21 protein-coding genes are annotated in these 26,039 nt (G+C 40.5%); 7 read left to right on the forward strand and 14 right to left on the reverse strand.

Going from position 1 to position 26,039, the window contains the following annotated elements:
• Positions 1–3: 3 nt before the first annotated feature.
• From AAEY98_RS08945 to AAEY98_RS08960, 4 genes are all read right to left on the reverse strand, one after another.
• On the reverse strand, positions 4–864 hold the full coding sequence (locus tag AAEY98_RS08945; RefSeq protein ID WP_350997808.1) for a hypothetical protein: 861 nt from the start codon (positions 862–864) through the stop codon (positions 4–6).
• Positions 864–2,246, reverse strand: a complete 1,383-nt coding sequence (locus tag AAEY98_RS08950) for a hypothetical protein (protein WP_350997811.1) — start codon at positions 2,244–2,246, stop codon at positions 864–866. Before AAEY98_RS08950 ends, AAEY98_RS08945 begins: the two co-directional genes overlap by 1 nt.
• A gap of 32 nt (positions 2,247–2,278) precedes the next feature.
• Positions 2,279–2,590, reverse strand: coding sequence for a Flp family type IVb pilin (locus AAEY98_RS08955; protein WP_350997814.1), 312 nt, complete (start codon positions 2,588–2,590; stop codon positions 2,279–2,281).
• 61 nt (positions 2,591–2,651) lie between these two features.
• The gene (locus tag AAEY98_RS08960; protein WP_502959438.1) at positions 2,652–2,924 is read right to left on the reverse strand and encodes a Flp family type IVb pilin; all 273 of its coding nucleotides are present in this window, start codon (positions 2,922–2,924) and stop codon (positions 2,652–2,654) included.
• A gap of 328 nt (positions 2,925–3,252) precedes the next feature.
• On the opposite strand from AAEY98_RS08960, the gene AAEY98_RS08965 reads away from it, so the two are divergent.
• A complete protein-coding gene (locus tag AAEY98_RS08965) occupies positions 3,253–4,701 on the forward strand; it encodes a DUF4892 domain-containing protein (protein ID WP_351011387.1) in 1,449 nt (482 codons plus the stop codon).
• 369 nt (positions 4,702–5,070) lie between these two features.
• Here AAEY98_RS08965 and AAEY98_RS08970 read toward each other — a convergent pair whose 3' ends face one another.
• From AAEY98_RS08970 to AAEY98_RS08980, 3 genes are all read right to left on the reverse strand, one after another.
• On the reverse strand, positions 5,071–5,463 hold the full coding sequence (locus AAEY98_RS08970) for a hypothetical protein (RefSeq protein ID WP_351016404.1): 393 nt from the start codon (positions 5,461–5,463) through the stop codon (positions 5,071–5,073).
• Positions 5,463–7,052 carry a S41 family peptidase gene (locus AAEY98_RS08975; RefSeq protein ID WP_351016406.1) on the reverse strand — a complete coding sequence of 530 codons (1,590 nt, stop codon included), beginning with the start codon at positions 7,050–7,052 and terminating at the stop codon, positions 5,463–5,465. The genes AAEY98_RS08970 and AAEY98_RS08975 overlap by 1 nt, the downstream gene beginning before the upstream one ends.
• 828 nt (positions 7,053–7,880) lie before the next feature.
• Positions 7,881–8,324: a DUF2057 family protein gene (locus AAEY98_RS08980; RefSeq protein WP_157822782.1), complete on the reverse strand. Its 444-nt coding sequence runs from the start codon at positions 8,322–8,324 to the stop codon at positions 7,881–7,883.
• A 622-nt stretch (positions 8,325–8,946) separates the two neighbouring features.
• Here AAEY98_RS08980 and AAEY98_RS08985 point away from each other — a divergent pair.
• On the forward strand, positions 8,947–12,381 hold the full coding sequence (locus tag AAEY98_RS08985; RefSeq protein ID WP_351016409.1) for an EAL domain-containing protein: 3,435 nt from the start codon (positions 8,947–8,949) through the stop codon (positions 12,379–12,381).
• A gap of 127 nt (positions 12,382–12,508) precedes the next feature.
• Here AAEY98_RS08985 and pyrC read toward each other — a convergent pair whose 3' ends face one another.
• On the reverse strand, positions 12,509–13,546 hold the full coding sequence (gene pyrC / locus AAEY98_RS08990) for a dihydroorotase (RefSeq protein WP_101086150.1): 1,038 nt from the start codon (positions 13,544–13,546) through the stop codon (positions 12,509–12,511).
• Between the two features lie 316 nt (positions 13,547–13,862).
• Here pyrC and AAEY98_RS08995 point away from each other — a divergent pair, with 316 nt between their 5' ends.
• From AAEY98_RS08995 to AAEY98_RS09015, 5 genes are all read left to right on the forward strand, one after another.
• Positions 13,863–14,768 carry a WD40 repeat domain-containing protein gene (locus AAEY98_RS08995; protein ID WP_351016412.1) on the forward strand — a complete coding sequence of 302 codons (906 nt, stop codon included), beginning with the start codon at positions 13,863–13,865 and terminating at the stop codon, positions 14,766–14,768.
• Positions 14,769–15,118: 350 nt separating this feature from the next.
• Positions 15,119–15,400, forward strand: a complete 282-nt coding sequence (locus AAEY98_RS09000) for a DUF134 domain-containing protein (RefSeq protein WP_059747677.1) — start codon at positions 15,119–15,121, stop codon at positions 15,398–15,400.
• Between the two features lie 45 nt (positions 15,401–15,445).
• On the forward strand, positions 15,446–15,889 hold the full coding sequence (locus AAEY98_RS09005; protein WP_351016415.1) for a transcriptional repressor: 444 nt from the start codon (positions 15,446–15,448) through the stop codon (positions 15,887–15,889).
• A gap of 39 nt (positions 15,890–15,928) precedes the next feature.
• Positions 15,929–17,638, forward strand: a complete 1,710-nt coding sequence (locus AAEY98_RS09010; protein ID WP_192115438.1) for an FAD-dependent oxidoreductase — start codon at positions 15,929–15,931, stop codon at positions 17,636–17,638.
• 62 nt (positions 17,639–17,700) lie between these two features.
• Positions 17,701–18,129, forward strand: coding sequence for a PaaI family thioesterase (locus AAEY98_RS09015; RefSeq protein ID WP_351016419.1), 429 nt, complete (start codon positions 17,701–17,703; stop codon positions 18,127–18,129).
• 124 nt (positions 18,130–18,253) lie between these two features.
• Here the strand turns inward: AAEY98_RS09015 and lysS are convergent, their stop codons facing one another.
• The 6 genes from lysS to ohrR all read right to left on the reverse strand — a co-directional run bounded on the left by lysS (position 18,254) and on the right by ohrR (position 25,972).
• A complete protein-coding gene (gene lysS, locus AAEY98_RS09020) occupies positions 18,254–19,756 on the reverse strand; it encodes a lysine--tRNA ligase (RefSeq protein WP_351016421.1) in 1,503 nt (500 codons plus the stop codon).
• A gap of 54 nt (positions 19,757–19,810) precedes the next feature.
• A protein-coding gene (gene prfB / locus AAEY98_RS09025; RefSeq protein ID WP_162022282.1) for a peptide chain release factor 2 occupies positions 19,811–20,909 on the reverse strand; the annotation gives its coding sequence in 2 pieces (ribosomal slippage) (positions 19,811–20,833 and positions 20,835–20,909; 1,098 coding nt in all).
• A 299-nt stretch (positions 20,910–21,208) separates the two neighbouring features.
• A complete protein-coding gene (locus tag AAEY98_RS09030) occupies positions 21,209–22,873 on the reverse strand; it encodes a methyl-accepting chemotaxis protein (RefSeq protein ID WP_351016423.1) in 1,665 nt (554 codons plus the stop codon).
• A gap of 140 nt (positions 22,874–23,013) precedes the next feature.
• Positions 23,014–24,165: a chromate efflux transporter gene (gene chrA, locus AAEY98_RS09035; RefSeq protein ID WP_351016426.1), complete on the reverse strand. Its 1,152-nt coding sequence runs from the start codon at positions 24,163–24,165 to the stop codon at positions 23,014–23,016.
• Between the two features lie 192 nt (positions 24,166–24,357).
• Positions 24,358–25,491, reverse strand: coding sequence for a 23S rRNA (uracil(747)-C(5))-methyltransferase RlmC (gene rlmC, locus AAEY98_RS09040; RefSeq protein WP_351016429.1), 1,134 nt, complete (start codon positions 25,489–25,491; stop codon positions 24,358–24,360).
• The gene (ohrR, locus tag AAEY98_RS09045; protein ID WP_351016432.1) at positions 25,481–25,972 is read right to left on the reverse strand and encodes a transcriptional regulator OhrR; all 492 of its coding nucleotides are present in this window, start codon (positions 25,970–25,972) and stop codon (positions 25,481–25,483) included. Before ohrR ends, rlmC begins: the two co-directional genes overlap by 11 nt.
• Positions 25,973–26,039 lie beyond the last annotated feature (67 nt).

The raw sequence follows: 26,039 nt of genomic DNA on the forward strand, positions 1-26,039 counted from the left end.
AATTTAACCACCACAATTTTCAGTACCATAACGACATAACCTATTTTCCGGTAAGACATCAGAATCTACATGACCAAATTTTAAAGAGTTAGTTTTAAGTTCTTTGCCAAACGGAATAAAACCACCAATTGTTTGAACAAGGCCTACAAGACTGTTATCTAAAACTGAGGTTAACACTAGTTTATTCACTCTCTTATCTGCATGAACAGCACCTCCAGCATTCCACCCTGAAGCCATTAATGCACTATTCCCTTTAAAACTTAAATTTAATTGATCAAAGGGTTCTAAATAGTGATTTTGTAATTTAATGCTAACTTCTGTTTCGTAATATGGCGATCTTTCTAAATTTAATCCTGTAAAAGATAATAATCCAACCGCATTATCTATCGTACTCCCTATACTTCCAGGTGTTTTACCACTTCGCTCTGTTCGTTCAAATCGAGAAAACTCACCGTCAGCAATATTCTCATCCGTTAAGGATAATAAATTGTCATTTGATGAGTTCTGTGTAGTTTGAGATTTTAGTAATGGATGAACGTTCTCGTCCCAATCCCATTCATTTCGATTTTCACTACTAATTAACAGCCCATTTTTCTGATAAAATCGCCAAGGAATACGCATTGCAATATCATTTTCTGGCATAATTGCCGAATGATGAGAGCTATTATTTGGCAACAAACTGGGACGACTATTCTTCCACACTGTTCGTTCCCAAGAAGTATACTGTGCAGCCTCTGATACTCGATGCTGTACCTCTGTCATTTTAGACATGTAAGGCAGTAGAATTAATAAAGGAATAATGACAAAGGTAAGTGCAATTGCGCCTTCAACCAATGCTTGTCCTTTCTGTTCCACAGCAACCATTAAAGCAACCTCGTTAATGCTAAGGACATAGTTCGTTCTAAATTCGTGGTGTCTGTTAATCGAGCTTGCCAAAATGGATTATATAAATTTCCATATTCATGCTTACCATCTGCTCGAGTCCATAAATCAGTTGGTCTAGAGTAATAGGCCTGTGATGCTGATATAGAATTTAATCTATCACCTAACATTTTTTCTGCTGTTGCTGGGTCTATATTGTTTCCGGCTAAATCAACAGAGCTTGTTGTCCTTGCATCGTTCTGTTCTTTTGAAACAACAACGACAATATTATCTGTATGATTCTTTTTAACTGCGGAATTTGATAAGCCATAAAAAGGTTGGACACCACTATAACTTCCTGATGTCTGCTGATTATTCGCTGCATATTTAGAAGATGTTTTGTTAACATCCCTGCTACGTCCCCAAAGTGATGAGCTACCTAAGCGGGTAATATTGGCTCTGTCATCAGAACGAGTTGCCCCCCAACCAATTGGAGTTTCACTGAAGCCACGCCAACGACACCCTGACCAGCTACATCGATATTTAGATAAATGAAATCCAATTGTATCCATTGAAGTCCAAGTTTCAGCATCATTCCTGTTTGAGATAAGTTCGCTTCCACCAGCTTTTTGCGTTTTCCAGCGTAACGGCCAAATTGTTTGGCTCCAAATAGAACTTAACTTATAAGATCTATTTTCACTAAAGGGGTCTCTTGAATCCATAATAACGGCTTTAAAATCAGTAAACTGTGTATTATTTCTGTTTTGAAGATCACGATTGTGTTCCTTTTGAAAGGTAAACCAAACATTGTGTATATTTTCGATAAGCTGAGGGTTTTGCGCAAAACTTAATTCAGCTTTGTCATCGTTTGCATTCACGATTTTTCTTGCTGTAGTAAATGAAGCGCCTGCACTTGCATAATGAATTGCATTTTGAGAAAAACGAAGAATACCCAATATTACATTTTCAGCAGTAATCATTATTTCTGTAAATGGTTGTACTACTTGATTTGCATAACCGACGCCACTTCGTATTGCACTAATGACCTGCCCTAAATAAGGAACCCAACAAAGAGCAGTACATGCATTTTCAGTAAAACGCTCGGTCATATTAAACCATGAAGATAAACCAACCATTTGGGCTACCGCAACTTGATTGGCAACAGAAGCTCTATTTGTGTACGCTTTAAAATTAAAATCTCTCACTGCGATGGTTGCGATACTATAAGCTGCGTTATCAGCTGTATGCTGTAGTTTTGTTGACTTTATATTTAATTGAGCCGTGTTGTAGCTGTATAAAACTGTCATCGCAGCAAAAGACATTAATATTAAAGACAGGACTAAAGACTGACCTTTTTGCTTTAAAAATTTGGTTTTAGGTTGCATTAGTAAATTCATCCATGAGTTATTTTAAGGTATTAATCTACTACAGTACCCCCGCCAGTACTTCCACCACCTGAACTGCTTCCTCCTGCAGCCGAATTTGCTCCTTCATTATAATTGCCCAAGTTATAATCTTTATTAGCTGTTGTATTCGCAGCAGCGGCAGAAGTTTGCGCAGCTGTAATCTGTGTGCTTGAATCTTGTCCTGACATTTCGGCGGAAAGACCAGCAACTTGATTACGGATAGTTTGTCCAAAAAAGCTATATACACCAATTGCCGAAACAGCGATTAATGCCACAATGATGATGTATTCGGTCATACCTTGACCTAATTGACTTTTTTTCATATCAGAATCCCTTTGATAAAAAAGCCGACATAGCCCAATATCTGGCTACATCGGCTAAGCATTAATTACCTTTAGCACTCGAGTTTGCTGCTTTATCGTAATTACCTAAGTTATATTCTTTATCTGCCACAGTATCTGCTTTCCCTGCAGATGCAACAGCTTTACCTATTTGACCACTTGAATCTTGACCCGACATTTCAGCTGATAACCCAGCAACTTGGTTACGGATAGTTTGACCAAAAAAGCTATAAACACCAATTGCAGAAACGGCAATTAACGCTACAATAATAATATATTCGGTCATACCTTGACCTTTTTGTTTCAATTTGTTCACCTTCGAACCTCCAATGTTAAAGTTAATTGTTTATCTAAAAATCAATATTTACAACCTGCAAATTATTTCACAAAAATAAAACAAATCAATTATCACTTGGCACTATAAAAATACAAAAACCTATACCATGTAATGTAGCAATGCTAATTAACTTAATAATAAGGAACAAAAATGTTGGAATTAATATCACTTAAATTTACGCTATAGATTCAAATTTATTCATAAAAAATCATTATCTGGTAATATTATGCATAAATTGAAATATTACGTCTTGCTGTTTGATTTAATTTCATATTACCACCATCAACATACACAACAGGGAGTTGATATGTTAAAATCCGCGCTAATGTCATTGGCAATCATCATTTCGGCGATGCCAGCGATGAATGCCTATTCGGCAACATCACAAGAATTATTTTCTGAGCCTAAAGAGGTAAAAGAAACAAAAAATGAATTAAGGCACTTCACGCCTGTGCAATTGATCACGGCAATTGACGATAAAAATATTCAATCAAAAGAAGTGAAAGGAAAACTAACTAGAACCAACTATGAGCTACCGCCGTCTTATACACCTGCTCATTTAATCAATAACTATAAAAATCAGCTAAAAGCGCTAAATGCCGAGATCATTTTTGAATGCGAGCAAGCAAGTTGTGGTAGTGAGGAGAAATTAGGCAAATTTATAAAACCGCTATATACAATTTCAAAAAGTTCACCCTCGTTAATTACTGCTTATATCACCCTTCCTAAAAAACAAGTACATGTGTCCATATATGCGGCTGGCTGGCAGCGCGCCACCAACGTAGAGATCGATATTATAGAAGTAATCGATGAACCATTAGATTTGGTGACCACTAACCAGAGCTATTTATCACAAGAGGTGAGTGAAATAGCAGTAACAGACAATAGCAAAAAAGATGAAAAAAACTCTGCCGATCATCCAATGTTAACTCGTATACCTGGTGCTTATATTGATGAATATACCACCCATAGTTTTGGACAAATCGCCGTATTAATAGGTAAAAACGGCAAGAAATTTGAGACTAAGATGTTAGACGGAAAAATAACCGATATTGGCTATAACTTACCTCGAACTTATTCTGAATACGAGATTAATGCTAATTACCAAAACGCGTTAACTAGGCTTGGCTTTAAGGAAGTTTATGCTTGTACAGGTGAGCTATGTGGTCGAAAAACAGAAATGTATAACGCTTTAAAATTACTCATGTCCAATGGTCGTGATGACAGTCAATTTTATCGATTGTATAAGTTAGATCGGCCCGAGGGAAATGTTTACGTTATGGTGTATGTGATTGGCTTTGTTGGCAATCTCGCTGCTGAAATCAGAATCATTGAAGAAACCACGTTAAACAATAATCGTGTGGGAATTGATTTGCAGGGCTTAACCGACGAGATAGCCAAAACGGGCCATGTGGCACTAGACGGTTTGTTGTTTAAATATGATAGCGATGAATTACTGCCAGAAGCTTATGCGATTGTTGAAGTTGTCGCTCAATACCTACAAACACACCCTAAACAGCTGTTTTATGTTGTAGGACACTCAGACGACCAGGGCTCGCAAGCTTATAACCAAACCTTGTCAGAAAAACGCGCGACTGCAATTAAAACCCGTTTGATCAAACAGTTCTCTATTTCTGCACAACAAGTTGAAGCCAAAGGGGTTGGTGAGTACTCGCCTATTGCCAATAATCTTGATGAAGCGGGCCAGAAACAAAACCGCCGCGTTGAGTTAGTGATACGTTCAGATAATAAATAACCTCTGCTACGGATAATAGATAATTATCTCTGTAGTGGAGAAGTAATAATAGAAAGGTAGCCTAGGCTACCTTTCTATTAACTAAGAACATTTTACTTACCAGACACAAGGTTAATACGTAGTCTGTATTTAGTCCTGAATTTAGTTCTTAACTCAGGCCTTAACTCTTAACTCAATCCTTAACTCTTAACTCATTATTGTGATTAACGCTGAAGCGTTAAATAACCACAATAATATCCATCAGATTGACAATAAAACTCCGGTAATAAACCAGCAATATCCCAGTAGTACCAATGACAATATTTCGTCATTGGTACGACTGAGTCCAAGCCTGAATTAACAGGTAACTACGCCATAAGTTAGCCAGTGTTACTCGGCTCGGCAGGTGGTTATTTGCAATATTTTACGTTGGCCGCTTTTGGCGTGCTCAAGCAAGCATGTATCGCCATGAATAAGCAGCTGCACACTCTCTGGCATCACGATTGAGCGCCCCATTAATAAACGACCATTAGTGTCTTTGTGCATTGCAGGTTCAATAGACAAGACACTGGTGTCTGTAAACGCGCTTTGAGCAATCATCACATGGTCTGTATTCAACAAACTGGCAATAGCCGCTTGTAGTTCATCCACACTGGCACTATTTGGGGACGCGATTAGCGCAGGAACCGCACTATCGTTTCCGGCAGTTGAAGTACCACATCCCATAAAAGCCGTGGAAAACATCACTACAGCGATAAGTAAACCAGAAGATAAACGGGACATTACATGGCTCCTGTCGACATTATCCGATTATTTTTAAGCAATGTTGAGTGACGGTCATCTTTCAACATAAAGCCTTTATCCATCATTGTTGGGGCCGCTGACACTTTAGCCGCTGATGACGTCAGCGCTGGACACTGGTTATTATCACGGTAATACAATGCGGCGCTTAAGAGTCGCTCATTGGTATCACCAAGCGCATGGTTTAAATCATCGCTTAGCGCACAACCTTCAATTTCACTGTCGAGTGTTGGACTTGAAGTGGGTACAAAACCATCTGAATAATCACCAAAACCTTTATCGTTCACGCCTTTAAATTGAATGCTAAAGTAAGTGGTGCCGCAGTTTGGTGTTGGGTAAAATCCATAAGGCTTTCCGCACGTTGTACCACCAATTTGAATCACTTCAATATCAATACCACGCAGACTATTCATCAATGCTTCACTGGCCGAGCAAGTATCTGCTGTTGTTAATACATAAAGCCGCTTGAGGTTTAGTGAAGGCAGTGTAATCCCTGCACGCAGCAACCCAGTATTAAAGCCTATTGTTTCCGGAATAAACGGCGTTGGCTCGAGTATTGCTCTAGTTACGGGATCAATAGTTCGATATTTATCATTAAAACTGGTGCGTTCAAAAATGCGATTATTGGTCGCGGTATCACCTGCTATCATGTAACCCAACTGACTCGCTAAGGCGAGTAAACCACCACCGTTGTAGCGTAAATCTAGGACTAAATCTTCTACATCCGCTTCGCTTAACGTGGTGATAGCATCAAACAACCCTCGCTCAGCAGTCGCTATATGAGAGTTAAATTGTAAGTATCCAATCTTGCCGCTTGCGGTTTGGATTACTTGGGTATTTTGTACCGGGGTAGAGATAACTGTGGTGGCCGACAATATGACATTGCGATCGACACTGGCATTGAGATCTCGCACGGTAAATGTCGTTTGTTTGCCACTTTGAGTTGGGAACAACCCTGCATTTAATGTATCTATGCTTGCACTATCGTTAGCATTCGCCACATTGACGCCATCTACAGCAACAATAATAGCGCCGCGATTTATTTCCGCGGCCACTGCCGGTGAATTAGGTTCGCTATAAGTAATGGTGACCTGACGAGTTACCCCCGCAGATGCATTGCGAAGTGACAGGTTAAATCCGTAACCGAATGATGCGCCAGATTGATTTAATTGCTCCCATTCATCAGTCGGCATTGAGAAATGAAACTTATCTTTTACATTACCGGTTTCAGACAGTTCATCTGTGATTAATAAATCAAAGTATTGCGCTACGGTATAAGGAGCTGGATCGCGATCGAAAATTTCATCATACCAAAGGTAAGTGTCGTTACTCCATGAGCGAAGCCAAAGCTTTTCGGTGAGTTCAGATCCAGTTTGATCGGCCTTGCACTGTAATGCGACATCCGCGTATGGAGTAAACTGGCCTTTGGTCCAAGTGATGCTACTGCTGTCTGTCACCGGAGGTGTGACATTATTACTGGCTGACTCGCTTCCCCCACCACTGCAACCTGCAACGGTTAAACTGGCGGTAACCAATAACGGAGTGATAGCTTTCCTAAAAAGTAACTGCATTAATATTCCTTTATTTTACTTTATGTTAGCCATTTGTATTACAAATAACTGCTCTAGAATGCAACAGTATATTAACGCAAATGATTTACTAAAATACAGAGAATGATCAATAAATGAATTGATTATCGCGCCGCGAGTTCATCTTACAAGAACCAATGCTTTGCTTACCAACGATATTGTTTAAGGACTGCTTTGGTAAGTTGTGTTCATCGTAGGATGAACACAACAAAATCAACTCCATTTTTATATGCCATAATAGCCCATATTTATCAATAATTTACGATATAATCCATTGATAAAAGTCATTGACTCGGTATCTATTATTTAAAGCAAACACTCATGAGCAATAAGCGTTGGGCAGCTGTATTCTACAACTCAATACCCCAGAAAAATGGCAAATATGTTCGACAACATAGTATAAAAGCTAGTTGGCGTGTTGAAAATTTGAATGGAGGAAACTAAATACACATTAATGATGAAACTGAATCTACTATTTTCAATAAATATCTAAAAACACGACAAAAACTATAAATCAACCTATAGATATCATTAACAAAATAATCCAAACAACATTAATCGACAATACCAACGCAATAATATCAACTCAATAATATCAACTCAATAAAATTACTGAGCTGAAGTTATCAAAAAAACAAATAAATTAACAAATAAACTAACAACTAGAAATATTATTACTTAAATTAATATTTACACAATAACAAGTTATAGAATCGGCGATATAGAATCCGTATTACGAAAGTAGCAGTGTCTTAAAATAATTTTTAGCAAGCCGCTTCTGATGATAAGACTTGCTAACCACTTTTAAACTTACCTCAACACTAATTGAGTTAATAACTGCGACTGAGTCAATAATGCGACACTTTTGTGTTGTTGACCATTAATACTCAGCGTGACTTGTGGGTTATCTAAAAAATCACGAGCAGCTTCTGCACTATAAATATCAGGTGTAGCAAGCTCATAACGTTGATTTTCAGCAACTTCTAATGTGAGGTACAAGGATTCAGAACGTACCCAATGGCCTGAATCATCAGCATTATCTTGAAATAAGTCGCGATAGTTAATTTCAACCAATTGTTGCCCACGGCTAAGTCCAATCGTATTTTTTATACTGACGTTCTGACCATTCACGGTTTCAACTATCATTGAGTCCGGTACTGTAATACTCGATGCTTGAGCTGGCATGCCAAATAATAGCGTTAAGCCTACGGTGGTTGAGGTGAGTAACATTTTTACAGAAAATGAAGTCGTCATAATAATATTCATCCATATTTCATACTTAACGATTAAGTATGTTGGTATTAATGTAAAAGACCTCGATATATACAAATAAATTTCAACTTTTTATATTAAAGATGACTTAATACAAATTAGTGTCACTCGTTAAGCTTTATCTTATTGTATTATTGATAGTTAGCATTTTATAAATGTAATCGGCTTTATAATGCATAGCCCCGAAATGAATTAACACACGCCAATGACAGATCATTAAACACCCTGTCATTCGACAGAAACTCAAGCTATTGAATAGCTGAATAATCGTTCAATATTCAGCCATTCATCCTTAGATAAGTCATCATTCTATCGTTTTAGCTAGATTGCGTTTTCCCCCTACATTTACAGCCGATAAAAATGAAGCGCGGTGTTTCACAGAACTCGTCAACGGATGAAGATTTAGTACACAAAAATACCGTTTAACGACTAAACTTGATCATGCCATTTATTTGAACCTTTGCTCAGATTTCAATGGTCACAGGCGTTAGATAATAATGGTAAAAATCTTATTAACGTAATGATAAAAATAGTTTATTTTTTTATTATTATCAGATTTGAACTACAGTAAAAGAAGGCAATGCTCTTTTTATGCGGGGAAAGAATGGATAGTTTTTTCAGTTTGATGAGTAACACCGTATTGTTACTGGCACTTGTCGTTATTTATGATGCCATAAAATTACAAAAGATAGCCTCCAAGAAATATGGAAATGTCTTGAGTGGGGTTTTTATCGGAATGATTGCAATTTGTGTCATGAATAATCCTTGGGAGTTAAGGCCGGGGATATTTTTTGATACTCGTTGGGTACTGTTAAGTTTAAGTGGGCTATTTTTTGGTTTTATCCCGACATTGATTGCCGCGTTACTCGCTGCTTGTTTCCGTATTTATCAAGGCGGCGCCGGTTTATACGTTGGAACCTTAATTATTATTATCAGCTCTGCCATTGGGTTAGGCTGGCGATACTGGATGAAGTCTGCAAACAAACAACCCAATTGGCAAAACTTACTGGCCATGGGGTTTGTGGTGGAGATTGGCATTTTGCTGTGTTTATTACTCATGCCGGTGGTAGATAAATACGACATTATTCTTACAATTGGTCCGACATTATTAACGGTATATACATGTGGCACCATGCTAGTGGGGTTATTGCTAAAACAGCATCAACAAAGGCAACAAATATATCAAGAGTTACATCATCACAAAAGCCTCCTCGAAACCGAGAAAAACCTGTTACAAAGCATTATTGATGGCATTCCCGATATCATTTTTTACAAATCGGTCGACGGGATTTATTTAGGTTGTAACAAGGCATTCTCTGAAGCGTTACACCTTAAACCCGAGGATATTAAGCATCAGACAGACTATGACTTATTTGATCGTCAGCAGGCAGACAGCTTTATCAAAGCCGATCGCTTTGTATTACGAGAAAACAAGCCATGGATGAATGAAGAATGGGTCACAACCCCCGATGGAATCGCCCATATTTTTAAAACCCATAAAACGCCTTTTACTAATTCGTCTGGGGAAATTGAGGGGATTGTGGGCGTAAGTCGAGATATGGCCGACCGAAAACTCATTGAAGAACAGTTACGCCGCAGTGAAAGTACTTATCGTAATATTATCAGTACCGCGCAAGATGGTTTTGTTATTGTGTCGGTGGACGGCAAAATAATTGAGTCGAATCAGAGTTTCGCTAATATGACCGGTTATACTCTCGACGAGCTTAGCAATAAACCGATTGGAGAGATCGAAACCAGTGAAAAACACCAGTATTCTACTCAAAATGTCATTAAAGTTAAGCAAACAAAGTCTATTAATTACACCTCTCAACACCGACATAAGTTAGGTCATTTGTTTCATGTTGAGGTGAGCATCAGCTTTTGGGATGGTGATGATGGGATGTTATTCTGCTTTGTTAAAGATATTTCACAGCGCATTAATGCCGAACAAAAACTGCTTCTGAGTGAATCTAAGTTTAGACATATTTTCGAACAAATACCCTCAATTTCGGTCCAAGGTTATGATAAAAACCGTTCGGTCATTTTTTGGAACCAAGCCAGTGAAAAGCTTTATGGATATACCAAAGAGCAAGCATTAGGGAAGCAATTAGAAGACCTCATTATTCCCCCTCCTTACCGAGAACATGTGATCAATAACGTCAATGCATGGATTAATGAAGGGGTTCCTATTCTCGCTGAAGAATTACTCCTGCAACGTGCAGATGGTAGTAATGTAGCGGTTTATTCATCCCATACGTTAATCAACAATACCGATAATGAAGCAGAAATGTACTGCATCGATATCGATTTAAGCGCCCAAAAAAAGGCTGAAGAACAAGCTCTTACATTGTCACAAGCAATAGAACAAAGCCCAATATCAATGATATTAACTAATATCGACAGCAAAATTGAATATGTGAATAGTGCCTTTGAAAAAATTTCTGGCTACGCCGCGAGTGAAGTCATTGGCCAATCGGCCAGCATGCTAAAGTCGGGATTAACCCCAAAATCACTTTATAAAGAATTATGGAATGCTATTTCTACCGGACATGCATGGCAAGGCGAGCTGCAAAACAAAAAGAAAAACGGCGATATTTTTTGGGAACATGCTCATATTGCACCTATTTTTGATAACGTTGGCGTCACTAAACACTATCTAGCCCTAAAACAAGATGTCACTCAATACAAACAACAAGAAGAAAAAATTCTTCATCAAGCCCATTACGATAGCTTAACAGGCCTGCCTAATAGACTACTGTCACTTGATAGATTGTCGCAAATGCTTAAAGACGCCCATCGAGCCAAAAATAATGTGGCAGTATTGTTTATTGATTTAGACGATTTTAAAAAGGTTAATGACACCATGGGTCACTCTGTTGGTGATGAACTGTTGATCCAAGCGGCGGTTCGGTTAAAAAATACCATTAGAGAAAGTGATGTTGTGGGTAGGTTGGGAGGTGATGAATTTATCATTATATTGAGCAATATTAATGAACCCACTGAAGTTGAAATTATTGCCCGTAAGCTACTCGAGCAATTTTACCAGCCTTTTAGGCTCGAAAATCGTGAGCTAGTGTCAACCATCAGTATTGGTATTGCCCTTTACCCGCTAGATAGTGAAGACCCCAAAGAATTGCTAAGACAAGCAGATTCAGCCATGTACCATTCAAAGGATCGCGGCAGAAATACCTATAATTTCTATACACATCAAATGAACCACGATATGAATCGGCGCTTGAAAGTTGAAGAGCAATTACGCAGTGCATTGAAGCAAAAAGAGCTCGAGGTTTACTTTCAACCTTTTGTAGATATCAAGAACCGCAAAATTATCGGCGCGGAAGCCCTTTTACGCTGGAATAATGCTTTGCTCGGTCAAGTCACTCCTGATGAGTTTATCCCTATTGCTGAACAAACGGGACTCATTGTCACAATCGGTCAATATGTTATCGAGGTTGCATTTGCTACAGCCAAAAAATGGCAACAAACCTATAATCCTCATTTTAAAATTGCCATTAACGTGTCCCCAAAACAATTCAGGGAAAATACCTTTGTTGATATGCTTAATATCCAGCTAGATAAACATCAGATTAATCCTAGCACTATTGAACTGGAAATCACCGAAGGAGTCTTACTCAGTGGCGACGCCGTCATCGACAGTAACTTGATATCCATTAACGACATTGGTGTCAGTATCTCAATGGACGATTTTGGTACCGGATATTCGTCGCTCAGTTACCTGCGCAGTTACCCATTCAATACCTTAAAAGTAGATAAAAGCTTTATTAACGATATAACCGTCGATCCGGGCGATCTAGAACTTGTTGGTGCGGCAATCGCTATGGGGCACGGTCTCAATTTAACGGTCGTGGCAGAAGGCGTTGAAACAGAAGAGCAGTATCATCTGCTTAATGCATTGAAATGTGATTACGGCCAAGGTTACTTATTTAGTAAACCATTACCCCAAGCAGCATTTGAAGCACTTTTACAGGCGCAGGCAACAAATGAAAAAGCCAATAAGAGATCTTTAATAAGACGCTGATCAAAAATGCCTGTCAGCAAACTGACAGGCATTAATAAATCTATTTGGTTATTAAGCTATTTCCACTTAGCTACCCGTGATAAAAACAGCATGCTGCGTTAATTACCTAGATAACTTAGTGATTAACTTAAGCCGTTTTCACTTTCCAATTCACTTTTTGTCCTGCAAAAAATGGCACGATAGGATTACCGTTTGGCAGAATAATCTCTTCTGGTACCGTCCATTCTTGTTTCACTAGCGTCACAGTGCCGCTGTTGCGTGGTAAGCCATAAAAGTCTGCGCCATGTAAGCTGGCAAAACCTTCTAACTTATCTAATGCCCCTAAGTTATCAAATACTTGTGCATAGAGTTCTAATGCACTCCAGGCACTGTAACAACCTGCGCAGCCACAGGCTGACTCTTTGCGGTGTTTTTCATGCGGGGCAGAATCAGTACCTAAAAAGAATTTACTTGAGCCTGTCGCCACAGCAGCTTGCAATGCATGCTGGTGAATGTTGCGTTTTAATACGGGTAAGCAAAAGTTATGCGGACGAACACCACCGACGAGTAAATCATTACGATTTAACAATAAATGCTGTGGGGTAATGGTTGCTGCAACATTAGCTGAAGCCTCTGCGACAAACTCAGCCGCTTCTTTAGTGGTGATATGTTCAAACACCACTTTAAGGCTAGGAATGGCTTCGACAATGCGCGATAAATAGCGATCGATAAACATCTTTTCGCGATCAAAAATATCAATATGCGATTCTGTTACTTCACCATGTACTAATAACAACATGCCTTGTTGCGCCATAACCTCAAATATCGGAAACAACTCATCCAAGGCTTTAACTGCTGCATCTGAATTTGTGGTCGCACCTGCTGGGTATAACTTTCCAGCCACTACCCCTGCCGCTTTGGCATCGATAATATCTTGAGCGCTGGTATTATTAGTTAAAAATAGCGTCATTAACGGCTGAAAACTACTTCCGGCTGGGCGCGCCGCCAAGATACGATCTCGATAAGCTAAAGCCATTGTAGCGGTCGTTACTGGTGGGACTAAATTAGGCATCACAATCGCGCGTTGAAACAATCGAGCCGTTGCAGGAACCGTTTCACCTAGCATATCCCCATCTCGAAAATGAAGATGCCAATCATCGGGAGTGGTTAAGGTAATTTGCGTCATGTGGGTTCCTTGGCTTAAATAACAGATTGTTAGCCGTTATTGTGCCTGAATTCACTTTTTCTTAATAGATGCATAATTTGAACGCTGACTTTGCTATAGCAAAAAGTCATGCCATTTATAGTAAATATTTCACGATTCATGCAGTTGCAAGCCCATAAAACCGGCGGTAACGCTCTATGCTATTATGTTGAAAGCATCTTTTTATAGGGGAATTAAATTGTTAGCTAATGCCGGATTTAGATTACAGATAAGTGTGCACCTTATTAGCGTCATCACGATAATGATAGCTGTCTCTGGCTGCAATCAAGCTGAGGTGATGAAAACCCCCGATAATATTCAACCACTCGTACAAGAAACGCTAATTGATGGCGTACTGTCTAACGATGCCAGTATGGCTGTCACATTAGGCAGAAGCCGTACATTATCAATTTGGGATGTGGCAACAAGCCAACTATTACGCCAATGGTCTGACGATGACTTTGATGAAACCAATTATCTGCTGGCGTTGTCTGGTAACAAACAATTCCTTGCGACGGCTGGCAAACAAAAAATATCCGTTTTTAACCTTGAGACAGGCAAATTAGATATACGTTGGCCCGCCCACGGATTTAATCCCGATGCCAGCATTTCGAGCCTTTTTCTGAGCCAAACAGGCAGCACTATTTTGGTGGGGATGAATGATGGTTCAATCACAGTGATACAACGAAGTAGCATGACAATGTCATTGTTTAAACAACACAGCGCCGCCGTTAATCATGTTGAGCTATCAGGCTTTGAACAACAGGTTTTATCGACAGGACTTGATGGTGATGTCCATATTTGGGCTGCTTATAGCGGTGAGTTGATCAGCAGTTTCTCACGTCCTCAACAAATCACCAGCGTGAGTTTTGATGACGCTAATCGGCGCTTATTTATTGCCGATGCACTCGATAACAATGTCATTATCGATACCCAAACAACGCGGCCAGTAAGTCATCTGGATTACCTTGAGCGCTATCGCTATTTTCGGCAGGCGTTATTCGTCAATCACGGCAAAAACTTAATTACCGCAACGTCAAAACAAAGTGTTATCTATTGGGATGCCTCATCTGGAAAAGAGCTTTCTCATTGGGATATCACCGCCTATAACGCTGGCACCACGGTATTTTCAATGGTAATGAAACCTAATGGTAAGCTATTGACCTTAAGCTCAGATGGCGCACTTGAGACCTGGAGCTTATAAGTTTATCTCCACCAGAGATAATAAAAAATCATAACAGCGTTATTTGATTTGCATTGTTCGTGTGATTGACTGGCAATTGGCACCTCATAGATACTGGCACTGTTGGGCGTATCACTGGTAATCAATAATCTCTCGGATAGTAACCGTATGAATCAATAGCATCACTAAACAGTCACTAACAATTCCAAAGCCGGCTGGATTTAGCACGGTGATAAAATCAGTATCGTTGAATAGTCAGTTTTATGGGCTAGATCAAAGATCTGTTTGTATCTCATACTCAATAAAGAATAGAGCTTGCATGTGTGAACTACATTCAGTATATATGGCATATGCTACAAACGAGGTGTTACATGGCAAGACCTAAAATCCCCCGAACTATATGCGGCCAAGCTGCCAACATCTGTTTTAAGCCCAATGGTATTCCGATGACGCAGTTAGAACAGGTACCACTTGCAGAGGATGAAATGGAGGCTTTACGCTTAGTTGATTTACTGGGGATGCAACAACAAGAAGCAGCTAAATCAATGAATATTTCTCGTCAAACGTTGGCGAACTTGGTTAAAGGAGCTAGGCATAAGGTGGTTGATAGTCTTATTAATGGCAAAGCGTTGATGACAAATAATATCAGCTGAAGATTAAACACAGTTAACACGTATCGACGTGTTTAGGTCAATCTAATGCAAGCAGTATTGAAAGAATCTGGTCTCAAAATAACCACTCAAAAGTGTAAGTTACTTGAGTTTCTTACTCAAACCGATGAACAGCATTTAACGGTAGAAAATATCTATCAAGGGTTAAATGCACAGGGAGAGACCATTAGCCTTCATACTGTATACCAAATTATGGCGCATTTTGAACAAGCAGGCCTCGTTGTAGGTCGATTATTTGAATCTAAAAATACTGTTTATGAGCTCAGTAATAAACCACGGCATGATCATCTAATTTGTTTAATCTGTGGCAAGTTAATCGATTTTATCGACCCCTTGATTGAGCTACGCTTAGGATTAGCGGCAGAACATCACGGCATGAGTATTCACCACCACAGCCTCAATATGTACGGTCACTGCTTTGCTTGCCAAAAAGCACTTAATAGCAAATCAGAAAACAAAAAGTCTGATTGATAGTCGCTAGGTTAATCGTTAATTTTATTGGAGAATAGCATGACCAAAATAGTCATTATTGGTGGTGTTGCTGGTGGTGCATCGGCAGCAGCAAGAGCAAGACGCGTATCTGAAACCGCTGAAATAATCATCCTTGAAAGGGGCGAATTTGTTTCATTTGCCAACTGTGGTTTGCCTTACCATATTAGTGGTGAAATTGAATCCCGAGACGCACTATTACTGCAAACACCCGAAAGCTTTAAGTCGCGTTTTAATGTCGATGTAAGGGTACATAATGAAGTCGTGGCGATTGATAGACAAGCCAAGCAATTAACCGTACGTAACCTTATGACCAATGAAATGTATCAAGAGTCATATGAAAAGCTATTACTCAGCCCCGGTGCATCACCAATCAAACCACCCATTAGCGGCATCAATAACCATTTCGTCCATAGCCTGCGTAATATTCCTGATATGGATAAAATCCTGTCGAATCTTCTACTGCATAAACCTAAACATGCCACGGTAGTAGGCGGTGGGTTTATTGGCTTAGAAATGGTAGAAGCGCTGCGCCACCTTGGGTTAGACGTCACCTTACTCGAACTAGCAGACCAAGTGATGGGGCCTGTTGATCTTGAAATGGCCAATATGCTGCATCAAAAGCTCGTCGATAATGGGGTTGATTTACGCTTAAAAACCGGCTTAACCGCTGTTGATGAATACCCGATACAACTGGCTGAAGCCGATAATACCGGTGATTATGATAAGCCAATATTACCTCACTACCATCTGCAACTAGCATTGAGTGATAACAACACCTTAGCAACCGATTTAGTCATCCTCGCCATTGGTGTTAAACCTGAGACCAGCTTGGCGTCTGAGTGCGGTTTAGTATTAGGCCCACTCGGTGGTATTCGGGTTGACGAAGGCATGCGAACCTCCGATGCAGATATTTATGCTGTGGGCGATGCCATCGAAACTGCAGATTTTGTTACTGGTAATCCGACACTCATCCCCCTTGCGGGCCCTGCCAACCGCCAAGGACGATTAGCTGCCGATAACATGCTTGGTGGTGATAAAAAATATCGTGCCACTCAAGGCACAGCTATTTGTAAGTTGTTTGATATGGCCATTGCTTCAACAGGATTAAATGAGAAAAGTTTACTCAAGCAAAATATCCCATTTGAAAAAATCTATGTCCACACAGCAAGCCACGCCAGCTATTATCCTGGGGCTCACCCTATTAGCTTAAAGCTATTGTTCTGCCCTAGTTCTGGCCGTATTTTAGGCGCGCAGGCAGCAGGGATTGACGGCGTTGATAAACGTATGGACGTATTAGCCGTGGCGCAACGCGCTGGTATGACGGTGCATGACTTAGCCGATCTTGAACTCACATACGCGCCTCCATTTGGTTCTGCAAGAGATGTGGTCAATCAAGCAGGTATGGTCGCAGCCAATGTATTATTAGGTGATGAAGCCATATGTCACAGTCAAGATTTACACGCTTTGACCGCAGAACAAATCATTGTCGATGTTCGAAACCCTGGAGAACTCACGGCCGTGGGATCAATTGCAGGCGCAATGAATATTCCACTGCCAGAGCTTCGAGACCGACTAAACGAACTCCCTAAAGACAAAGAGTTACTGGTATTTTGCCAGGTGGGTTTACGAGGTCATGTCGCTTATCGCATGTTAATACAGCATGGTTTTAAAGTGCGTAACCTCACTGGTGGTTATAAAACCTACCAAATGGTTAATGCGCGCTTTTAGTCTATAACAGGCTTTAGGGGAACCTTAAAGCCATCTATAACAATGAACAAACAAGGTCTTGTGTGAACCATTATCAAGATTGTAAACAAAGCCACAGTCAATGTGTTGTCTGTGGCGACGCTAAACAAAATCCATTGTCGTTACAGTGTAAATTTTTTGCTGACGGTGACAATCAAGTGGTTGGTTATCATAAAGTGAGTCCGCAGCTTCAAGGCTACAACAGCTTCTTGCATGGCGGCGTTGCTAGTGCCTTAGTCGATGCGGCGATGACTCATTGTTTGCTGATGCAAGGTATTAAGGCCTTAACCGCCGAAATGACCATCCGCTTTATTGCCCCCATAAAGGTTGGTGATGCCATCAAAATTGTCGGTCGATTGGTGAGCCAACGTTTAGGGATGTACCAATTAGAAGCTGCGCTCTTTGTTAACAATAAAGCTTTCGTGACAGCATCGGCAAAGTTTATCCAACCTAAAAGTGGCGTCATCGGCTAGCGTTTTTTGCAAGCAGCAAATTAACCAGTACGAGACAAATTTCCAGTTAATTTTAGTCAAAAAAAACCAGCCCGAAAGCTGGTTTTGATTATTCCTCAGTGTCAGCTACTGCCAACCTATGCCATTACGCTTGTGGGCGCATCGCTGGGAATAAAATCACGTCGCGAATAGTATGCGTGTTAGTGAATAGCATCACTAAACGGTCGATACCAATACCTTGACCTGCTGTTGGTGGTAAACCGTGCTCTAGTGCTGTGATGTAGTCAGCGTCATAGAACATTGCTTCGTCATCGCCTGCATCTTTAGCATCAACTTGCGCTTTAAAGCGGTTGTCTTGATCTTCAGCATCGTTGAGCTCACTAAAGCCGTTAGCCACTTCGCGGCCACCGATAAAGAACTCAAAACGATCGGTAATGAAGTCATTGTTATCATTGCGACGCGCCAAAGGTGAAATATCCGCTGGGTAACCAGTAATGAACGTAGGTTGCATTAACTTAGTTTCAGCCGTTTCACCGAATATTTCTTCAAGTAACTGACCACACGTCCAGAATTTTTCTAGCTTGATGCCTAGGCTCGATGCTAAATCGCGCATAAACTCTACGTCTTTAACTTGCTCGTAGGTCATAGCTTGAATAGTCGCATTGTCAGGATTATATTTCTGAATCGCTTCTAACATGCTTAAACGTGCATAAGCGCCACCAAACTCAACAGTTTCTTCACCATAAGGCATGCTAGTACTGCCTAATAATTCTTGAGCAATTGACCCCAGCATTTCTTCGGTTAAGTCCATTAGGTCTTTGTAATCAGCATATGCCATATAGAATTCCATCATGGTGAATTCTGGGTTATGACGTGGTGACAAACCTTCGTTACGGAAGTTACGGTTAATTTCGAACACACGCTCAAAACCACCAACCACTAAACGCTTAAGGTATAGCTCAGGCGCGATACGTAAGTACATCGCCATGTCTAATGCATTATGATGAGTCACAAATGGACGTGCTGAAGCGCCACCAGGAATAACGTGCATCATTGGGGTTTCAACTTCCATGAACTCTTTTTTGATCATGAAGTTACGAATAGCAGAAACCACTTTAGAACGCATAATAAAGGCATTACGTGAGTCTTCGTTAACAATCAAGTCAACATAGCGCTGGCGGTAGCGAGTTTCTTGGTCGGTTAAACCATGGAATTTTTCAGGTAATGGACGCAATGCTTTGGTCAGTAACTGGTATTCTTCCATATTAACGTACAAGTCGCCTTTGCCAGATAAATGCAGCTGACCTTTAACACCGATAATGTCACCGATGTCTAAACCTTGATAACGCTCTTTCAAGTCGCCTTGTACTGGCTTACCAGCATAAGCTTGAATACGGCCAGACACGTCTTGAATTACTAAAAACGGACCACGCTTGGCCATAACACGGCCAGCAATACTGGTTTGAAAAGCTAACTCTTCTAGCACTTCTTTGGTTTGCTCGCCATATTGAGCCTGTAACTCAGCCGCTTTATGACTACGCTGCCATGTATTTGGATGAGCATTCGCAGGACAGTTGGTGCGGATGTGGTCTAATTTAGCGCGACGTTCAGCAATCAGTTTGTTTTCATCTTGTACGTGTTCAGTCATATTATATTCTCGCGTTTACTCGCCACACTTACATGGCGGAAAAAGTTAATTTAATTAAAGTCCTGATTTTAGGCTGGCTTCAATAAACTTATCTAAATCACCATCCAGCACAGTTTGAGTGTTGCGGTTCTCAACCCCTGTACGTAAATCTTTGATACGGGCGTCATCTAATACGTATGAACGAATTTGGCTGCCCCAGCCGATATCTGATTTTGCATCTTCAGCAGCTTGTTTATCGGCATTTTGTTTATGCATTTCTAACTCGTACAACTTCGCCTTTAATTGCTTAAAAGCAGAGTCACGGTTTTTATGTTGCGAGCGATCGTTTTGACATTGCACCACAGTGTTTGTTGGTAAATGTGTAATACGTATCGCAGAATCGGTTTTGTTGACGTGTTGACCACCCGCGCCAGAAGCACGGTAAGTGTCGATACGTAAATCTGACGGATTGATATCGATTTCAATATCATCATCAATTTCAGGGTAAACGAAAACAGAACAGAAAGAAGTATGACGTTTACCTGATGAATCAAATGGCGATTTACGTACTAAACGGTGCACACCCGTCTCTGTTCGCATCCAACCAAAAGCGTACTCACCAGTGAACTTAATCGTAGCACCTTTAATACCTGCCACATCGCCGTCGGTCACTTCCATTAACTCTGGGCTATAACCATGCGCGTCACCCCAGCGTAAATACATGCGCAGAACCATGTTGGCCCAGTCTTGTGCTTCGGTACCGCCTGAACCAGATTGAATATCAAGATAACAGTTTGAAGCATCACTCTTACCAGAAAACATACGGCGGAATTCGAGATCAGCCAGACGAGTGTCTAACTCCTCAAGTTCTGCGGCAGCATCATTAAAGGTTTCTTCGTCATCTTCTTCAATGGCAAGCTCAAGTAACCCTTGGATGTCTTCTAGACCCGTGTCCATATCATCAATGGTTTTGACCACAACCACTAACGCAGCACGCTCTTTACCTAATGCTTGAGCACGTTCAGGCTCATTCCACACTTCAGGGCTTTCAAGCTCGCGACTGACTTCTTCTAAACGCTCACTTTTGGCAGCGTAGTCAAAGATACCCCCGAAGTAACTCAGTACGTTCGGCTAGCTCTTTAATTTTGAATTTTACCGGATTAACTTCAAACATGAATATTCAACTTAAATTTGGCGGTTAACAAAAGGTGCAACGGCGCATTTTACCCCATGATAGGCACTAAACCTAGACCGGAAGGCCGATTATTAATAAACAAATGACGAATATATTTCATCAAATCAACATCTGGAAAAACACTTACCCACGAATGAATAGAATAAATGGACCGCTTATAATGTTAAAGTTTGCTTCAACAAATATAGGTTCAAATTTAGGCTCTGGTGTAGATTAAAAATTGGACTAAAAAAAATGAACCGCTTCGGGTTCATTTTTAATTACCTACCAAGTAAACATTATATTTTAAATTGACCCACTAATTCCGCTAACGTCTGACCATCATCAGCAACGGTTTTACTCATACCGGACGCATCTTGACTGGCCACCAATAACGTATTAACAATCTCTTGCACTGAATTGATATTGCGATTGATTTCTTCGGTCACTGAGCTTTGTTCAGTAGCCGCTGTGGCAATTTGAGTACTCATGTCATTAATGCTGGTTACTGATGATGTCACGGCACCTAAACTTTCAGAAATCGCTCTAGAAGACTCCACAGAACTCAAACAACTCACCTGACTTTCTTCCATAGTTTGTACCGTTTGAGTCACTAGCTTATTCAGTTCTGCCAGCATTTCATTAATTTCAACCGTACTGGCTTGGGTTCGACTAGCCAAGTTTCTCACTTCATCAGCAACAACCGCAAAACCCCGACCTTGCTCGCCCGCTCGGGCTGCTTCGATTGCCGCATTGAGTGCCAGTAAATTAGTTTGGTCAGCAATCCCACCTATCACACTCAGCACTGAATTAATTTTCTTAGATTGTTCACTTAATGATTTGACGTTGGCCGCAGCGTTGTCAATTTGGTTCATTAAATTAGACACTTCCGTTAATGAGGTATCGACACAATCTTGCGCTTTCGTGACGTTATCAGAGGCAGCATGCGTGGCTTCAGCTACCATATTAGTATTGTGGGCCACGTCATGCGCCGTCGCCGACATTTCGGTGATTGCGGTGACAATTTGGTCAATTTCATTATTGTGATTGTAGAGTTGCTCTGTCATTGACACTGTTTGGCCACTGATACTCTGAGCCGCATGCTTAACCCTGTCGGTCGCACCAGCCACATCACCCATAATATGTTGTAATTTGTCGATGAACAGATTGAATGCGCTGCCTAATTGGCCAATCTCATCCTCACTGGTGATATCTAAACGTTTGGTTAAATCACCTTCACCTTTAGCGATATCATTAAGCGATGACGCCATATTTTGAATTGGCACCACCATTTTATGGGCCATCAGCACCACGCCAAAAGCAGTCATCCCCGTAAGACCTAAAGCAATTAATAGAAACATTAATGCTTTTTGATTCATCTCTTCAGTTTTATAAGTTTCATAACCGCCAATAGACTCTTCAATATCATCAATATAAGCGCCCGAGCCTAACATCCAATTGGTATTAGGGATCATTACCGCGAAACCGAGCTTTTCTACAAGCTGTTCGCTACCGGGCTTTTTATAATAATAAGAAAAATTACCAGTACCCGATTTAGCCGCATCTAATAACCCAACAATAATCTTGGTACCATTAGGATCGGCCATGTCAATTTTGTTTTGACCTTCAAGTTCAGGCATAGTCGGGTGAAAAATATTGACGCCAGCATCATCATATATAAAAAAGTACCCTGCAGTTCCAAAACGTAGATCTCGTAATGCTCCATTGACATTACCACTGCTACCCAAAGCAAGCTCATACTCCACAACACCTTGGGCAATTTGAACCGATTCTTTTAGTTGATTTTTACGTTCTGAAATTAACTCACTGCGAAAATTATCAATATCCTTGGTTAGAGACGATTCTTCATTCACATAAAAAATACTCAGTAGTACGATGAGGATCAACGAAAGCGGAATTAGCGATAACCCCAGTAGTTTATTGCGTAGGGAAGATCTCAGCATAGTGGCCAGCCTTTTGAAGGTCTTTTAAGGTAATAGTCTATCAATATAATAGTCTATTTATTATAGATGGTTAAGCTAACAAACTATTGCAACTCAATAAAGTGAGACCTATCGCAAAATCATCCAATATAATAACCGTTTTACAACATTGTCAATCCACTGCCCATTGCTGCAAATCCTATTACCAACCATACAAGACCGGGCTTAAAGACTTTTAATACACTAAAACCAATGATCACTAATGCCATGTCTAGCGGCATGATCACCGCACTAGTAAACACAGGTTGATATAGCGCCGAAAGCAATAAACCAACAACGGCTGCATTTACCCCCGCTAACGCACCGGCTATGGCAGGATGCTGGCTAATAGAATACCAACTTTTTAAGCCCACCAGCATCAATAAAAAACCTGGAAGGAAAATAGCTAACGTCGCCACTAACGCGCCCAAAATAGGAGATTCTAACCATAAATCTGCCCCTAAAAAGGTTGCTAAGGTAAACATAGGGCCAGGAATGGCTTGCGCAAGTGCATAGCCAGTTAAAAATCGATCAGGGGTAATGTATTCACCGACACTGGTTTCAAGCAAGGGTAATACCACATGCCCACCGCCAAATACTAAACTGCCCACTTGGAAGAATTGCGCAAAAATCTGTCCAAGACTGTCAGGTTGATTGATCAAATATAAAGATGCTGCGATGCCTATAATAAATAACGCTAACCAAGCATAATTAAGCTCGATAGCAGGTGTGTCTGGCGTAATACGCTCACCCCGAGTCATCAACATGACTCCAACAATAGCGGCCACAACTAGTACGCCAATTTGCATTAATAATGAAGGCATTAATATGATAGCAACGGCGGTGGCAGCCATGAGTATTTTAGCGGTTTTTCGTTGACAGAATTGATTGAACATTGACAAAGTCGCATCCGCTACGACCACTACTGCCAGTAGCTTTAAGCCATGAATAGCCCCCTCTACGGCCGTTATCTCCAACCATTGAGCACTGGTCACAGCAAATAAAAACATCAGTAAAAAAGACGGCAAGGTAAAACCTAAAAAGGCGGCTAATCCGCCCAATAAACCACCTCGGTGATACCCAATTGCAAACCCTATCTGGCTTGAGCCTGGCCCAGGCATAAACTGACTCAGGGCGATAAAACTTGAATATTGTTTACCGTCTAGCCATTGTAAGTCGTCAACAAATGCTTTTCTAAAATAGCCTATGTGAGCCGCAGGGCCACCGAAACTGATTAACCCTAACGCTAAAAAGCGACTGAAAATTTGCCACATCGTCCTAGTACCTTTTTTATGTTAATAAACAATGTTATGACATTGAGATGACATTTTTATGATGATATTTTTATGATGACAACATATACCACAACCTAACAGCTACCTTTGTTCGATATAACCTATAATTTAGCGACACCAAACGAGTACTTAATTTCGATTATAAAACACCTTAATTGATAGCAAAGACTATTACAGCTGTTCTAGCATAACCAGTACTTCAAAATGATCGGTATGAGGAAACATATCAAACATTTGAACTTTGGTGATTTGATAACCCGTAATGCACTCTAAATCGCTCATTAAGGTGTGTGGATTACAACTAGAGTACACGATTGCTTTAGGCGCAAACTCACTCAATAAATCGCATAATGATTTACCTAATCCACGCCGAGGTGGATTGACAATAATAAGATCCGGTTTATCTTGAGCAGATTGTCCTTTAGCAAAATGAGTTGAATCGAGTGCACTAAAATCCACTTGTGTAAGCCCTAGTTTGGTTGCTGACAAGATGGCACATTCTATTGCTTCAGATTCGATCTCAATTCCAGTTAAACGGGTATTGCTGTTAGCGCAATGCAGTCCAAATCCACCGACACCACAAAATAAGTCCCAAATATAGTTCGGTTTGAATTCAGTAACCCACTCCCTCGCTATTTGATACAACTGGGCGGCAACCTCCGGATTAGTTTGAAAAAAGCTTTTTGGCCGTATGAACAACGGTACATTATTAAGTTGTTCTTCTAATCGTGTTGTTTCCGTTAAAAATATTTCCCTTTCGCCTTCTAGAATAGCCATGTGGATTGGCTGAATATTGGCCGATACTAAGGTGATTTCGGGAAACTCTTGTAATAATTGGGGTAATTCTCGTTCAATTCTCACGATGGCTTGGTCACTACGTAATACAAAACGCAGCATAAACTGGCCACTACTTTGGCTGCGAGTCAGTAAAATAAATTTTAGCTCGCCTTTGCTCTTATCGACCCGATAAGGTGGTATGCCTGCTTGCTGCACAAATCGCTCTAAACGGTGTAGCAATAATTGCATATCTTTAGGGTATAACGAGCAGTCACATAAACTGACCGGCTCCCCTTTAGGATTAACCAAACCTAAAATAGGTTTGTGAGCTGCACCTAAAACGACCATTTTGGCTTTATTACGAAAACCTGATTCTGCGCTTAATATTGGCGCTAACCATTGTTTAACTGAGATGCCGCGAAACAAATCGGTTAATTGTTGTTGCTTTACACTCACTTGCTCAACCATAGATAGTTGAATATTGCGGCATGACAGACAATCGCCACGCTCAAAATAATCACATTTCACAGCTGCTCGCCTCTCCGGAATTTAACATGGTAAATGCTTGATCACACAGTTGCTTTAATTGTTGTAAGTCTTCAATAGTGCCACCCACTTTACAACGCATCTGTTCAGGAATACTCAACGCTTGCTGATGTAATTGCTGGCCTTGCTCAGTAACATGTAACACTCGCACGCGTTCATCTAACTCACTGCGACCACGGCTCACTAAGCCCTTGCCTTCTAAACGCTTTAGCAAGGGCGTTAACGTTCCAGAATCTAGATGTAATTTTTCACCTAAGGTTTTAACACTAATCCCCGGCTCTTTCCAAAGTACCATCATCACTAAATACTGAGGATAAGTCAGCGATAACTCATCTAATAATGGTCGATATGCGCGGATCATCGCATTAGTCGCACTATACAATGAAAAACACACTTGATTTTCAAGTGCTAGCGGGTTTTGCGCTGAAGGTAATTGAGACTCAGTAAGCGCTTTATTAGACATAGGCTTCACTCCACTAACCAATAATATGAGTTAATTATAACATTGGTTGTGCGCAACCTATAATCAA

It is taken from the genome of Shewanella sp. AC91-MNA-CIBAN-0169, assembly GCF_040310165.1.
Lineage (GTDB): Bacteria > Pseudomonadota > Gammaproteobacteria > Enterobacterales > Shewanellaceae > Shewanella.

Coding starts and splice junctions, on each gene's coding strand:
- AAEY98_RS08945 (WP_350997808.1), bottom strand. CDS start 864: ATGGTTGCTGTGGAACAGAAAGGACAAGCATTGGTTGAAGGCGCAATT.
- AAEY98_RS08950 (WP_350997811.1), bottom strand. CDS start 2,246: ATGCAACCTAAAACCAAATTTTTAAAGCAAAAAGGTCAGTCTTTAGTC.
- AAEY98_RS08955 (WP_350997814.1), bottom strand. CDS start 2,590: ATGAAAAAAAGTCAATTAGGTCAAGGTATGACCGAATACATCATCATT.
- AAEY98_RS08965 (WP_351011387.1), top strand. CDS start 3,253: ATGTTAAAATCCGCGCTAATGTCATTGGCAATCATCATTTCGGCGATG.
- AAEY98_RS08970 (WP_351016404.1), bottom strand. CDS start 5,463: ATGTCCCGTTTATCTTCTGGTTTACTTATCGCTGTAGTGATGTTTTCC.
- AAEY98_RS08975 (WP_351016406.1), bottom strand. CDS start 7,052: ATGCAGTTACTTTTTAGGAAAGCTATCACTCCGTTATTGGTTACCGCC.
- AAEY98_RS08980 (WP_157822782.1), bottom strand. CDS start 8,324: ATGACGACTTCATTTTCTGTAAAAATGTTACTCACCTCAACCACCGTA.
- AAEY98_RS08985 (WP_351016409.1), top strand. CDS start 8,947: ATGGATAGTTTTTTCAGTTTGATGAGTAACACCGTATTGTTACTGGCA.
- pyrC (WP_101086150.1), bottom strand. CDS start 13,546: ATGACGCAAATTACCTTAACCACTCCCGATGATTGGCATCTTCATTTT.
- AAEY98_RS08995 (WP_351016412.1), top strand. CDS start 13,863: ATGAAAACCCCCGATAATATTCAACCACTCGTACAAGAAACGCTAATT.
- AAEY98_RS09000 (WP_059747677.1), top strand. CDS start 15,119: ATGGCAAGACCTAAAATCCCCCGAACTATATGCGGCCAAGCTGCCAAC.
- AAEY98_RS09005 (WP_351016415.1), top strand. CDS start 15,446: ATGCAAGCAGTATTGAAAGAATCTGGTCTCAAAATAACCACTCAAAAG.
- AAEY98_RS09010 (WP_192115438.1), top strand. CDS start 15,929: ATGACCAAAATAGTCATTATTGGTGGTGTTGCTGGTGGTGCATCGGCA.
- lysS (WP_351016421.1), bottom strand. CDS start 19,756: ATGACTGAACACGTACAAGATGAAAACAAACTGATTGCTGAACGTCGC.
- AAEY98_RS09030 (WP_351016423.1), bottom strand. CDS start 22,873: ATGCTGAGATCTTCCCTACGCAATAAACTACTGGGGTTATCGCTAATT.
- chrA (WP_351016426.1), bottom strand. CDS start 24,165: ATGTGGCAAATTTTCAGTCGCTTTTTAGCGTTAGGGTTAATCAGTTTC.
- ohrR (WP_351016432.1), bottom strand. CDS start 25,972: ATGTCTAATAAAGCGCTTACTGAGTCTCAATTACCTTCAGCGCAAAAC.